11 protein-coding genes and 1 tRNA gene are annotated in these 13,494 nt (G+C 36.3%); 8 read left to right on the top strand and 4 right to left on the bottom strand.

The genetic code is table 11. The features are described from left to right. Positions 1–60 precede the first annotated feature (60 nt). Entirely contained in the window at positions 61–333 is a 273-nt protein-coding gene (locus ACB104_RS12740; protein WP_370479812.1) for an HU family DNA-binding protein, read from the top strand. Between the two features lie 122 nt (positions 334–455). Next, positions 456–1,016 carry a YqgE/AlgH family protein gene (locus ACB104_RS12735; protein WP_370479299.1) on the top strand — a complete coding sequence of 187 codons (561 nt, stop codon included), beginning with the start codon at positions 456–458 and terminating at the stop codon, positions 1,014–1,016. On the opposite strand, the gene ACB104_RS12730 is transcribed toward ACB104_RS12735, so the two are convergent. Further along, the gene (locus tag ACB104_RS12730) at positions 1,013–1,855 is read right to left on the bottom strand and encodes an aminotransferase class IV (protein ID WP_370479297.1); all 843 of its coding nucleotides are present in this window, start codon (positions 1,853–1,855) and stop codon (positions 1,013–1,015) included. The two genes, ACB104_RS12735 and ACB104_RS12730, sit on opposite strands and share 4 nt — an antisense overlap. 64 nt (positions 1,856–1,919) lie before the next feature. Beyond that, positions 1,920–2,312 carry an START-like domain-containing protein gene (locus tag ACB104_RS12725; RefSeq protein ID WP_370479295.1) on the bottom strand — a complete coding sequence of 131 codons (393 nt, stop codon included), beginning with the start codon at positions 2,310–2,312 and terminating at the stop codon, positions 1,920–1,922. A 131-nt stretch (positions 2,313–2,443) separates the two neighbouring features. Here ACB104_RS12725 and ACB104_RS12720 point away from each other — a divergent pair. The 6 genes from ACB104_RS12720 to ACB104_RS12695 all read left to right on the top strand — a co-directional run bounded on the left by ACB104_RS12720 (position 2,444) and on the right by ACB104_RS12695 (position 11,205). Continuing rightward, positions 2,444–2,517: transfer RNA gene (locus ACB104_RS12720), tRNA-Met, on the top strand. A 216-nt stretch (positions 2,518–2,733) separates the two neighbouring features. Then, the gene (locus ACB104_RS12715; RefSeq protein ID WP_370479293.1) at positions 2,734–3,615 is read left to right on the top strand and encodes a TlpA family protein disulfide reductase; all 882 of its coding nucleotides are present in this window, start codon (positions 2,734–2,736) and stop codon (positions 3,613–3,615) included. Between the two features lie 234 nt (positions 3,616–3,849). Next, a complete protein-coding gene (locus tag ACB104_RS12710) occupies positions 3,850–5,034 on the top strand; it encodes a glycoside hydrolase family 88/105 protein (protein ID WP_370479291.1) in 1,185 nt (394 codons plus the stop codon). A gap of 49 nt (positions 5,035–5,083) precedes the next feature. Further along, entirely contained in the window at positions 5,084–6,922 is a 1,839-nt protein-coding gene (locus ACB104_RS12705) for an NPCBM/NEW2 domain-containing protein (RefSeq protein ID WP_370479289.1), read from the top strand. A 54-nt stretch (positions 6,923–6,976) separates the two neighbouring features. After that, positions 6,977–9,136 carry a glycoside hydrolase family 3 C-terminal domain-containing protein gene (locus ACB104_RS12700; RefSeq protein WP_370479287.1) on the top strand — a complete coding sequence of 720 codons (2,160 nt, stop codon included), beginning with the start codon at positions 6,977–6,979 and terminating at the stop codon, positions 9,134–9,136. A gap of 62 nt (positions 9,137–9,198) precedes the next feature. Continuing rightward, positions 9,199–11,205, top strand: coding sequence for a DUF2264 domain-containing protein (locus tag ACB104_RS12695; RefSeq protein ID WP_370479285.1), 2,007 nt, complete (start codon positions 9,199–9,201; stop codon positions 11,203–11,205). A gap of 19 nt (positions 11,206–11,224) precedes the next feature. Here the strand turns inward: ACB104_RS12695 and ACB104_RS12690 are convergent, their stop codons facing one another. Both ACB104_RS12690 and galK read right to left on the bottom strand, forming a co-directional pair. After that, complete coding sequence (locus ACB104_RS12690; RefSeq protein WP_370479283.1) at positions 11,225–12,247, bottom strand: UDP-glucose--hexose-1-phosphate uridylyltransferase; 1,023 nt, start codon at positions 12,245–12,247, stop codon at positions 11,225–11,227. Between the two features lie 27 nt (positions 12,248–12,274). Beyond that, positions 12,275–13,420 (bottom strand): galactokinase, encoded by a 1,146-nt coding sequence (gene galK / locus ACB104_RS12685; protein WP_370479281.1) that lies wholly within the window; start codon positions 13,418–13,420, stop codon positions 12,275–12,277. Positions 13,421–13,494 lie beyond the last annotated feature (74 nt).

Below are 13,494 nucleotides of genomic sequence, written 5' to 3'. Positions count from 1 at the left end.
AAATTTGTAGAGGATTTAACAAAATGTTTAACCGATTTATTAATAATTAAATTTTATATTATGAACAAAACAGATTTAATCGACGCAATGGCGGAACACGCAGGAATTACTAAGGCAGCAGCAAAAAAAGCTTTAGAGTGTGCGCTAATTGAAATTGAAGGAGCTTTACAAAAAGGAAACAGAGTTTCTTTAGTAGGTTTTGGATCTTGGTCAGTTTCTAAAAGATCAGCTAGAGAAGGAAGAAACCCTCAAACTGGTGAAACTATCAAAATTAAAGCTAAAAAAGTTGTAAAGTTTAAAGCAGGATCAGATTTATCTAATGCAGTAAACTAATTATTTACAGTTAAATAAAATAAAAAAAGCCTTCACGTTTGTGAAGGCTTTTTTTATATCTGTATCAAACAGTTGCATTTTTAATAAATAAATATTAGATTTAGTTATTAATTCCTCACGATATGGTAACATTAAGACCAAAAAAAGGAAACTTACTAATCGCGGAACCTGCAATAATTGGGGATGTCTCATTTAACCGCTCCATTGTTTTATTGGCAGATCATTCAGAAGAAGGATCTATAGGTTTTATCTTAAACAAACCCCTAGAATACAACATCAATGATTTAATACCAGAGGTAGAAGCCACTTTTAAGGTTTACAATGGCGGCCCTGTTGAACAGGATAATTTATATTTTATCCATAAAGTTCCACAGTTAATACCTAACAGTATTGAAATTTCATTGGGCATCTATTGGGGTGGCGATTTTACTAAGGTTGCCGAGCTAATAAAGAACGATACCATTAAGGAAAATGACATTAAGTTTTTCCTTGGTTATTCTGGTTGGGATTCTCATCAACTTGAAAATGAACTTAAAGCAAGTTCATGGGTGGTTACTGAGAATGTCTACAAAAAAAATATCATCGAAAAGGATTATGAAACCTTTTGGAAAGAAAAAATGTTGGAACTTGGTGGCGAATACAGCATTTGGTCCAACGCCCCTGAAAACCCAAGTTATAACTAGTTCAACCTTATTTTAACATTTAGCTTTTGAAGCAGTAATTTAGCTACTTCATTGCCAAATTCCTTTTTTCTATACTTACTTACAGGTTGAATTCCACTAATAACATTTGTTATAAAAATTTCATCTGCTTTTTGAAGTTCAAAAGGCGAAACAGATTCTTCTACTAATTCAAATTCTTGAAGTTCTTTTGCTATGTTTAAAATTTGGGTTCGCATGACACCCTTTAAACAGCCGTGACTTAAAGGAGGGGTTTTTATACTGTTACCTTTCACAATAAAAACGTTACCATTTAATGCTTCAACCACTTGCTTATTGGTATTCAACAACAAACAGTTATTTAAACCATTTTCCTTGGCATAGATACTTCCCACAACATTTAAGGCTTTATTATTGGTCTTTAATGTAGACAACAAACTTGGCGAAACATAGTGGTCTTTAAACAAATCAATCTCATAAAAGCCATCAGTTATTGAGTAAAAATCATCTTTTAAAAAACTGGTAGAAATAACAAAACTTACATCGTTGGTTTCGGGAGTATAAAGTCCACCTTCATTTCTATGGATTATTAATTTAACACGTGAGGATGAACTTAATAATGTATTGGCCTCAAGAGTTCTGTTGATTTGTTCCTCTAAGTATTCCATGGTAAAACTCATCGGAATTTCCATACGCATAATGCGCATAGAGGCCATCAATCTAAAATAGTGGTCTTCCCAAAATAAAATTTTCCCGTTAACTACCTTTATAGTCTCAAAAAGGGCATCACCATAGGCATATCCCCTATTTTTGGTTGATAAAATAGTGTGTTCCCCTAAAAGTTCTCCGTTAAAGTTTATCATAAAAAAATCCCGCTAAATTCAATTTTAAAACGGGTCAAAGATAATTTAAAATATACTATTTTAATTATGCCGAGCCAAGCACTTGTTTTAAACTAGATATTTGATTTTCCCAGAGCATTTTGGCCTCTTCAATTTCGTCTTCTTCAGCAAAATCAGTAACAATTAATGAAACGTCTTTTGTGATTTCATCAACCTGAATTCTAATTTCAAAATAACAGCTCAATTCATCTTCCTCATCGGCTAGCCATCTGAATTTTACTCGCTCACCACTTTTTTTGTTCAATAGTTTGGCCTTCTCTTGGCTACCATCCCAAATAAACGTGAACATTTCACCACGTGAGTTTACATTATCTGAAAACCATTCGGACAAACCTGAAGGTGTTGAAATGTATTGATAAAGTAATTGAGGAGATGCATGTATTGGAAATTCTATATCAAATCTAATTTTATCGTCCATAAGCAATTTTGAAATTAATATTGCCCAATATATACATAAATTGATAAGAAAAACAATAATTTTAAAGAATATTTTCCCTGAGTTTGGTTTGCTCACAACAATATTGTTTTTATATTTGCAGCCTCAAATTAGGCGAGGTAGCTCAGCTGGTTAGAGCGTCGGATTCATAACCCGGAGGTCGGGGGATCGTGCCCCCCTCTCGCTACATAATGAATGTATTTAAAAACTAACGGTTTAGATTTTATCTGAGCCGTTTTTTTATGCTTACAAATAAGGTGGATACACTAAATAATTTGGATGAAAAAGAAAAATGATAGTCTCAAAATCTCCTCTACTTAGACATTCTATAATTGTAATTTCTAAATGGTAATTAAAAACACATGTAAATTGCTTAAATTAGGGAACAATCAACTAGAGCGCCATGAAAAAGTACCTTGTCAACTCTCTAATTGCATTACTGATTTTTGTAGTAACTGCAAGTTTCACTCTATTATTCTTTGCTATTTCCCAAGGATCATTTTCAAAAAGCATAGGCCTGAACAAGAGTTTGAGCCTAATAATTGTCTTTTTGGTTCTATTTTTTATAAGCTGGCTGTTCCTATTTTGGTTTAAAAAAATTATTGGCAGCAATGTGGTTTTGATTACAATGTCAATAGTGTTCTTGGCTTTAGTTATTTTAAACCTAAGCGCTGCCACAATCAAGTACACTGTTAAAATAAGTCCCTTTTATATCATATGGATTTCAGGAGTGGTAGCTGGTTACCTATTCTACACAAAAAAGAAATATCTGATACCCATAATTTTACTGGTTTTTCCAACCCTTATGGCTATTGGCGGCAATAATTTATGGACTCATCGAATTGAGTACGGTAACTGGACTGGAGAGGTGGTCATACAAAAAGTGGCCCCTTTTCAACTTTATGACAAGGCTGGAGAAGTTATCAATAATGAATCTTTGAAAGGAAAATTAATCTTATTTGATTTTTGGTTCATAAGTTGTGGCCCATGTTGGAAAAAATTCCCTGAAGTTCAACGAATTTATGAGAAACACAAAACAAATCCATTAGTTCAAATATACGCTGTAAATAGGCCAATGAAACGTGACAAAACTGGCGAATTGTTCTCAAGAATTGAAGATAAAGGATATTCTTTTCCTGTACTCGCAGGAACACAAGAAATAATGGATGCCCTTAATGTTTACAAATATCCAACAGTAATGATTATCAACCAAAATGGTGAGATGGTATTTATGGGAGAACTTGAAGCGGCTGAAAAAAAATTGGAATTATTGCTAAATAAATAAAACAATTTTGAATACCATTAAAACCATTCAATAATTGGCAATTTATGATTAATTTTGAATTATGGACATATTCTGCCTTTTTTTCCACCAATTTGTACCCTACCCAATCTGTCATAATTATAGAAATTTGTGTCGCACTTTTAAGTGTTAACTCAATTTTTTGAGAATTGATTTCTTGTTGACCAATTGATTTTAAAATTATAAATTAAACACGATATTTGACGAATCATAATCATGAATTTAAAGGCCAACCTTCTCTTTTATTACATTACTTCAATTTCATTTATTTTTCTTAATTGTGGCTCAGCTTCTAAAACAAATTCCGTTTCCAGTGCAGAACAAACAAGGGATAATAGCTTAACAAATCAAACAAAAGAAGATGTTCTTTCAATTATTGAAAAAGTTAATGACCATTGGCAAAAAACTCATCCACAGCCCGGAAATGCGTTTTGGCATGTTTCAGCCTATCACACAGGAAATATGGAAACCTATAAAATCACTAAAAATCAAGATTATCTTAATTATTCATTGGCTTGGGCCGACCATAATAAATGGATGGGAGCAAAATCCGAAGACAAATCCAATTGGAAATACACTTACGGTGAAAGCGATGATTTTGTACTATTTGGCGATTGGCAAATATGCTTTCAAACATACATAGACCTTTACAACTTTACTGGGTCAAATGATGAAAACAAAATCGCCCGTGCCCGGGAAGTTATGGAATACCAAATGAGCACCAAAAGAAACGATTATTGGTGGTGGGTAGATGGTTTGTATATGGTAATGCCAGTAATGACAAAACTATATAACGTTACAGGAAGCGAATTATACATAAAAAAACTGGATGAATATTTAGGTTATGCCAACAGCATTATGTGGGATGATGAAGCAAACCTTTATTATCGAGATGCAAAGTATGTTTATCCAAAGCACAAAAGCGTTAATGGAAAAAAAGATTTTTGGGCACGCGGAGATGGTTGGATATTTGCTGGATATGCCAAAATAATTCAAGATTTACCCAAATCGGAACAAAAAGAAAGATACATAGCTCGATTTAAAAACATGGCCAGAGCATTGGCTGATGCCCAACAAAATGATGGGTATTGGACACGCAGTATTTTAGACCCCGAACATGCACCTGGCCCTGAAACGAGCGGAACAGCATTTTTTACCTACGGCTTTTTGTGGGGTATAAATAATGGCATTTTGGACAAAGAAACATATTTACCCGTGGTACAAAAATCTTGGAATTATTTAACAGAAGTAGCTTTACAAGAAAATGGCGCCATCGGGTATGTACAACCTATTGGGGAAAAAGCCATCCCCGGGCAAGTAGTAGATGTAAATTCTACCTCAGATTTTGGTGTAGGCGCATTTTTGTTGGCTGCTTCAGAAATGTATCGATTCTTAAATTAGAATATTCAATAATCAACATAAAACTAAACTGAAATCAAATAAAATAAAAATGACATTAATCAAACTTTTCAAATTAACGGCTATTGTGCTACTTCTGGTCGCTTGTAACAATAGAAGCGAAGAAACAAACTTTAAAGACTGGGCAAAAACACCACCAATGGGTTGGAACAGTTGGGATTGTTTCGGGCCTTCTGTTGTTGAAGACGAAGTGAAAGCCAATACCGATTACATGGCGAAACACCTTAAAGATTTTGGTTGGGAATATATAGTTGTAGACATCCGTTGGTATGTGGAGAATCAAACATCAGGCCATTACAATGCCTATGACCATTCAGATTTTGTTGTAGATAAATATGGAAGGTACATGCCTTCTCCAAAACGTTTTCCTTCGGCAGCTAACGGTGCCGGGTTTAAACCACTAGCGGATTATATTCACAGTTTAGGGCTAAAATTTGGCATCCACATTATGCGTGGCGTTCCAAAAGAAGCTGTTTTCAATAAATTGCCTATTAAAGGAACAGATAAAACTGCTGCAGATATTTACTCAACAGAATATGAATGTACTTGGCTTCAAGACAATTACACCATAGTAAAAGAAAAACCAGGTGCTCAAGAATATTACAACTCCATTTTCGATTTGTACGCCTCTTGGGGATTGGATTTTGTAAAGGTAGATGACCTATCACGCCCATATCACGCCAATGAAATTGAAATGATCCGTAAGGCCATCGACCAAACTGGTCGTCCAATTATTTTAAGTATGTCGCCAGGAGCAACTCCAATTGAAGAACATGCACATGCAACGGCAAACGCCAATATGTGGCGAACCATAGACGATTTTTGGGATAATTGGTCTCAATTGAACTATTCATTTGAAAAATGTGCAGAATGGGCACCGTATATTTCTCAAGGGGCATGGCCAGATGCCGATATGCTTCCTATGGGTAAATTTATAAGAGGAGAACGCGCTACCAACCGCTACACAAAATTCACGAAAGATGAGCAATATACTTTAATGACGCTCTGGACCATGTTTAAATCGCCATTAATGTTTGGAGGCAACTTACCCGATAATGATGATTTTACAAATTCTTTACTGACCAACAAAGAAGTTTTAGAGGTTCATAGTAAATCTGTCAATAACAAACAATGGTTTAATGAAAATGACCTCATTAGTTGGACCGCCGATGATCCGTATCGCAATGACAAATTCGTTGCCGTATTCAATAGTGCAGGAGACGGTTTCGTTACAACAAAAAACCTATTGTACCGAAGTGGTACTGTATCTCATTTAACAGACGGATTTGGTGAAGATATTGATATTGAACTACCTAAAGAAAGTGAAGATTTATACCTAATTGTCAATGATGGTGGTGATGGCTATTCTTGGGACCACGCCAACTGGATTAACCCAAAAGTACATTTGGCCGATGGAAAAGCTATAAAACTTACCGATTTATCTTGGGAAAAAGCCTTTGCTGGTTGGGGTACTGTTGGTATTAACAAAAGTGTTTCTGGAGGTGTATTAAATGTAAAAGGAACTGAATATGAAAACGGTATCGGTACCCATTCGCAATCCATCATCCATTATAAATTGCCAGAAAACAGTGTGCGTTTTACAGCCTTCGCAGGTTTGGATATAGCAGGAACCAATACTAAAGAAGGCTCTACGGTTGAGTTTATGGTTTCAACTGAAGACCCAACACCATCAAACGAAGAACCAACGTCCATTCCTGTTAATTTAGAAGCTTTAGGATATTCTGGCGAATGTACAATCCGCGATTTATGGAATAAAGAAGATTTGGGAACCTTTTCTGGTACAGAGTTTGCTCCGGTGATAAACTATCACGGAGCAGGGTTATATCGAATATCACCAGTCTCGGAATAAATTTCAACAAAACTCTGCAACAAACAAACAAACAAACAAACAAACAAACAAAAGATGAAAACTAACTTATTCACACTTCTATCACTAACGTTTGCTATCGCTTTCTCCCAAAATTCAGACATTGAAACTCAGATGAAGCAAAAGGCTGAATCTTATATTTCCAAAATGACTCTTGAGGAAAAGACCAAGCAATTAATGAATGCGGCTCCAGGCATTGAGCATCTTGGAATCAAACCCTACGATTATTGGAATGAGGCCTTACATGGCGTGGCCAGAAATGGTAGAGCTACTGTATTTCCTATGCCCATAGGTTTAGGCGCCACTTTTGACACTAAATTGGTTCAACAAATAGGTGATATCATTGCTACAGAAGGGCGGGCAAAATTTAATGCTGCTCAAAAAATTAACAACTATAGTATTTATGCAGGATTGACCTTTTGGTCCCCTAATGTGAATATTTTTAGGGACCCCAGATGGGGCCGTGGACAAGAAACCTACGGAGAAGACCCATTTTTGAGTGGGGAAATCGGGACAGCTTTTGTAAAAGGTCTTCAAGGCGAAGATCCATTTTTCTTGAAATCGGCCGCTTGTGCCAAACATTATGCTGTGCACTCAGGACCTGAAGAGTTGCGTCACGAATTCAACGTCAATCCATCTAAACGAGATTTGTATGAAACTTATCTTCCTGCATTCGAAAAATTGGTTACCGAAGGCCATGTTGAAGGCGTTATGGGCGCTTACAATGCCGTTTATGGAGAAAGTGCATCGGGAAGCCCTTTCCTTTTAAAAGAAACACTACGTGAAAAATGGGGGTTTGATGGCTATATAGTTTCCGATTGTGGAGCCGTTGCCGATATATTTACGGGCCATAAAATAGCTAAAAGCATGGCCGAAGCTTCAGCAATAGCCATTAAAAGTGGCTTGAATTTAAATTGTGGATGGGCATTCAATGATCTTGGAAATGCCATTAAAGAAGGATTACTAACTGAAAAAGAATTAGACGAAGCATTGATGCCATTAATGATGACCAGATTAAAGCTTGGAATTTTAACTGATGCTGATGAGTCACCATATAGTGACATTTCTGGTTCAGTAATAGCTTCAAAAGCACATGCCATTGTTGCCCTAGAAGCTGCCGAAAAAAGTATGGTATTGTTAAAAAATGATGGTACGCTTCCACTTGACAAGAACGCTAAAACCATGTATGTTATTGGTCCACATGCTACAGATGTGTTTTCCATGATGGGTAATTATTTTGGGCTATCAAATAGTTACAGCACCTATTTAGAAGGTATTGTTGATAAGGTAAGCGATGGAACCAGTATTAACTACAAATTAGGTTTTTTACCTTATATGAAAAGTGTGAATTCCATGGATTGGGCTTTAGGTGAAGCTAGAAGTGCCGAAGTTTGTATTGTGGTTATGGGTATTTCGGGTGCTTTGGAAGGTGAAGAAGGTGATGCCATTGCTTCGGCCCATAGAGGGGACAAAGAAGACATTAAATTACCTGAACATCAAATGGAATTTTTAAGAAATGTAACTAAAGACAATAACAACAAAGTTGTTGTGGTACTTACAGGAGGTAGCCCTATTGATGTTAAGGAGATTTCTGAACTTGCAGACGCGGTGGTTATGGCATGGTATCCTGGACAAGGTGGAGGTTATGCTTTGGGAGATTTGTTGTTTGGCGATTCAAACTTTTCAGGAAGACTGCCAATAACGTTTCCTGTGAGCGTAGATAAACTTCCAGGTTTTGAAGATTACACCATGGATGGTCGCACCTACAAATATATGGAGGACAACATCATGTATCCGTTTGGATACGGCCTTACTTATAGTGAAGTTGCTTACACCAATGCCAAAATTTTAAACAAAAGGTTCAAAGGAAAGGAAACTTTAAAAGTAGAGGTGAGTTTAACCAATAGTAGTGATATGCCTGTTGAAGAAGTGGCTCAGGTATATATATCCACTCCAGCTTCAGGAAAAGGGTTTGCTTTTTCTAGTCTTGTCGATTTCAAAAGAGTAACAATTGCAGCCAATGAAACTAAATCAGTTGCTTTAAACATTTCACCTGAACTCTTAAAAACCATTCAAGAGGACGGTTCTTCAAAATTATTAAAAGGTGAATATACACTTACTGTTTCAGGCGCAGCACCAAGTAAACGAACTGAAGAACTAAATGTTCCTGGCACTGCATTGAAATTTAAGATATAAGCTAAACTCAATTTTTCATGGAGGGTAAGGTTAAATTTTTTTTCACAAAACCAGTTGGCTTTATGGGCAGATTACTGCCCATACTCTTTTTTGTTTCTTCGTTATATGCACAAGAACAACCAAAAAATGGGCAAGTTTTTAAAATTAAAAATCCAGATTATGAGCTAAGTCCATACACAGGTATGACCAAGCAACATTGGAAAGACGCCGCCATGTATTTGTTACAAGGTGCTTTTAGCTACATCAATACTTTGGATGACCCTATGAAATTCCCAAAGCAACCAGGGAAATCATATCCAATGAATGACGGCCAAGTACCCACTGAAAAATTAGAAGGACTTTGTAGAACCCTTTTTGTTGCTGCACCACTTTTAAAGAAACAGCCAAATTTGGTTATCAAAAACATAAACGTTGCAGAATATTACAGATACCAAATTGGAAAATTAATTGATTCTGAAAGTGAATCTTATATTGTTCCTCGTGCGAAAAACGGAGGTCCAAGTCAAAATCTAGTTGAGTTTGGGGCGTTGGCTATCTCTATGCTCATTGCTCCAGAAATATTATGGGAACCACTACCCCAATCGCAAAAAGATGCTTTGGCTAAAACTATGATAAGTTACGGCGATGGCCCAACGGTAGACTCCAATTGGAAGTTTTTCAACATTTTTGTGTTGAGTTTTTTCAAGGAACAGGGCTATTCAGTTAACGAAAAATTATTGGTTGAATATCTTGAAAAATCCCTAACCCATTATCGTGGCCAAGGGTGGTACAACGACAGTCCTGCGTATGATTATTACAGTATGTGGGCTTTCCAAATGTACGGCATGGTTTGGTCTGAATATTTTGGGAACAAACATTATCCAGAAATTTCCCAAAAGTTTAAAAACAACTTTAGCGATTTAAAATACAACTACCCCTATCTTTTTAGTGAAGATGGTAAAATGATTATGTACGGAAGAAGTATCAGCTATCGTATTGGCTCCATTATTCCGTTTCCTTTGATGGGTTTTGAGGAAAACAAAAAAGATATCAATTTTGGTTGGATGCGCCGTATTTCATCCGGTGTTATCAAGCAATTTTTTACCCATCCAGATTTTATGAAAGACCACGTCCCTACCCTTGGGTTTTACCGTGCTTTTGAGCCTGCCGTACAAAATTACAGCTGCCGCGGAAGTGTGTATTGGATGGGTAAGGCTTTATTAGGGTTGTTGGTTCCCGATGACAACCCGTTTTGGACCGCAAAAGAAAATAATGGCGCTTGGGACACAGAATTTGAAAAAGACCAGGTTTATAACAACTATCAAGTGGCTTCAGAAATCCTTATAACTGATTATCCAAACATTGGCGCTTCCGAAATACGTGCTTGGTGCCATGAAAAAGTTAAGGACGACTGGCAAAAATTCCGTTCAACAGAAAATTATAACCGACTGTCATACAACAGTGCATTTCCGTGGCAAGCCGATGGCGAAAATGGTGAAGTGGCCATGAATTATGTGATAAAAAACAAAAATAATACATGGGAAGCCTTCAGACTTTACACCTTTAAAAAGTTTGAAAATGGCATTTATTATCGCGATATAGTTCTGGAAAGTGATGAGCATATAAAATTCCGTTTGACTGATATTCCATTGACAAATGGTATTTTAAGAGTAGATAAAAATGAAAGTGATAAGCCTGTTGACATGCGTTTAGGGCATTATGCCTTACCTAAATTGGATAAGGAGATTGTAACCACAAAAAGAAATGTCAAAAATTATGATGTTACGATAATAGACAATGGAAAATACCAATTGGCTATGGTGCCTTTGATGGGATGGGATAATACCGAAGTGGTTTCAACCGAAAACCTGCATCCGGAAAGTACAGAAAGTAAGGTTATCAATCTTGTTAAAGATGAATCATCAAACCCATCCAAATCAAAAATCTATGCTACCTTAATGCTCTGGAAAAAATCAGGTCAACAATGGACAAACAAAGAACTGATGCCCATTAAAAACCTAAAGGTTATTAATAATGGAGACATCAGTTTTAAGATTAAAGGTTCAGAAAATAAAACTGTAAGCTATTAAACAGTTCTCAATACCTTTTTTACAACAACCCCTTAATCAATTTAACGGCGCTTTCTGCAGTAATATCTCGCTGTGGTGAACCAAACATTTCATAGCCCACCATAAATTTCTTAACGGTAGCGCTTCTTAGCAACGGCGGATAAAAACTCATGTGCCAATGCCAATGTTTGTTTTCATTGCTATCTGTTGGTGCTTGGTGGATTCCGCTGGAATATGGAAAAGACGTATTAAATAATTTATCATAAGCCTTGGTTATTACAGAAATGGCTTCGGCATATTGCATGGCCTCGGTATCGTTCATTTCCAAAATATTGGCTTGGTGTTTTTTGGGAACAATCATGGTTTCAAAAGGCCATATTGCCCAAAAAGGAACTAAAACCACAAAACTTTCATTCTCAAAAATAATGCGTTCTTGTTTCTCTAACTCTTGGGCCAAATAATCACCTAAAAGACTGCTCTTATTTTTGTTGTAATAGTTTAATTGTTGCGTGTTCTTTTTATCTACCTCGTTTGGCAATGTAGACTGGCTCCAGATTTGTCCATGTGGATGCGGATTGCTACAACCCATTACCGCTCCTTTGTTTTCGAATATTTGAACGTAATTAATCTTCGGGTTATCGCCCAATTCTTTGTATTCTTTTTGCCAAGTTGAAACTACTTTTTTAATATTCTTGGGTTCCATATCTGCCAAACTTTTTGAATGGTCTGGACTAAAACAAACCACTTTACAGATACCTGTTTCACTTTGTGCAACCAACAGTCCGTCGTTAACTTCAAAAGTTTTGGTATCGCTTTGAAGCGCGGCAAAATCATTGGTAAACACAAATACATCTTCGTATTTTGGATTAACCTCACCATTAATTCTGGTGTTACCGGCACATAAATAGCACGTTTCATCGTAAGACGGACGTACTTCGTTGGATACCGCTTCATTTTGTCCTTGCCATGGTCTTTTGGCTCTATGTGGCGAAACCAAAACCCATTCGCCAGTTAGTATATTAAATCGTTTATGCGAATAATCCTGTAAATCTGTATTTTCCATGATGGATTTTAATTTTTGATTGACTGGTTAAACTAGATGTGTGCCTTGTGAAAGTTGGACAAAATATACCGAACAATCTTTATTGAACTGCTTTCTATATGCTTTTGAAGCAGTGTCTGCAAAAGCTTTGGCTTCAGCTTTTGATACCAGGTTAATGGTACAGCCGCCAAAACCACCGCCCATCATTCTTGCACCCAATACCTCTTGGTTTGATTTGGCCAAATCAACAAGAAAATCCAATTCATCACAGCTTACCTTGTATTGATTGGACAAACCATCATGCGAGGCATAAATCAATTGCCCCAAGGTTTCCAAGTCATTTTCCTCAATGGCTTTTGAAGCTTTAACGGCCCTATCATTTTCTTGAATCACGTAGAGTGCCTTTTGGTAGTTTTCTGGCGTCACTTCATCTTTTACAGCTAATAAATCACTTTCAGTGGCATCCCGTAAAGCTTTGATATTCAATAATCCTGCAATGTTCTCGCAAGCAGAACGTCTATCGTTATAGGCACTATCAGACAGACTATGCTTTACGTTTGTATTGATAAGCATCAATTGATGGTCCTTAAAATCAATTTCATAAGGTTTAGATTTCACGGTTCTGCAATCCAAAAGCAACGCATTATTTTCTATACCAAACATACTGGCATATTGGTCCATAATACCACAATTTACGCCCACATAATTATGTTCTGCCTTTTGAGAAATCAATATCATATCGTGCTTAGAAAGGCCTAAATTAAAAAGTTCATTCAAACCAAAAACCACACTATTTTCTAAAGCTGCGGAAGAGGACATACCAGAACCTGCAGGAATATCGCCTGCAAACATGATATTAAAATTGCCAATAACCTTATTTCTGTTTTGAATTTCTGCAACCACACCAAAAACATAGTTTTCCCAGCTTCCTTCCTTTGATGGCTTTAGTTTATCCAAATCAAATTCCACTGTACTCTCAAAATCCAAAGCGTGTGCCGTGGATTTTCCAGAATCACTTTTTGAAATGGCAGCAGCTATTCCTTTATCAACGGCTGCTGGAAATACAAACCCATCGTTGTAATCAGTATGCTCACCAATAATATTTATCCTTCCGGGTGAAAAAACAAGAATAGGTTCTTTTTTATATAGTTCAAGAAATTGAGACTTAACCTGCTGTATTAATGCTATGTTCATTAAATTTTTGTTGTAAATTAGTTTGATTATAATCCCACAAAGATAGAAGCAAAAACCTTGAAAATTAAATTTTC

This window comes from Tamlana flava (genome assembly GCF_041287255.1).
Classification (GTDB): Bacteria; Bacteroidota; Bacteroidia; order Flavobacteriales; family Flavobacteriaceae; genus Tamlana; species Tamlana flava.
The sequence above is the reverse complement of the archived record's forward strand: the minus strand, read 5'-3'. Positions and strand labels throughout refer to the sequence as shown.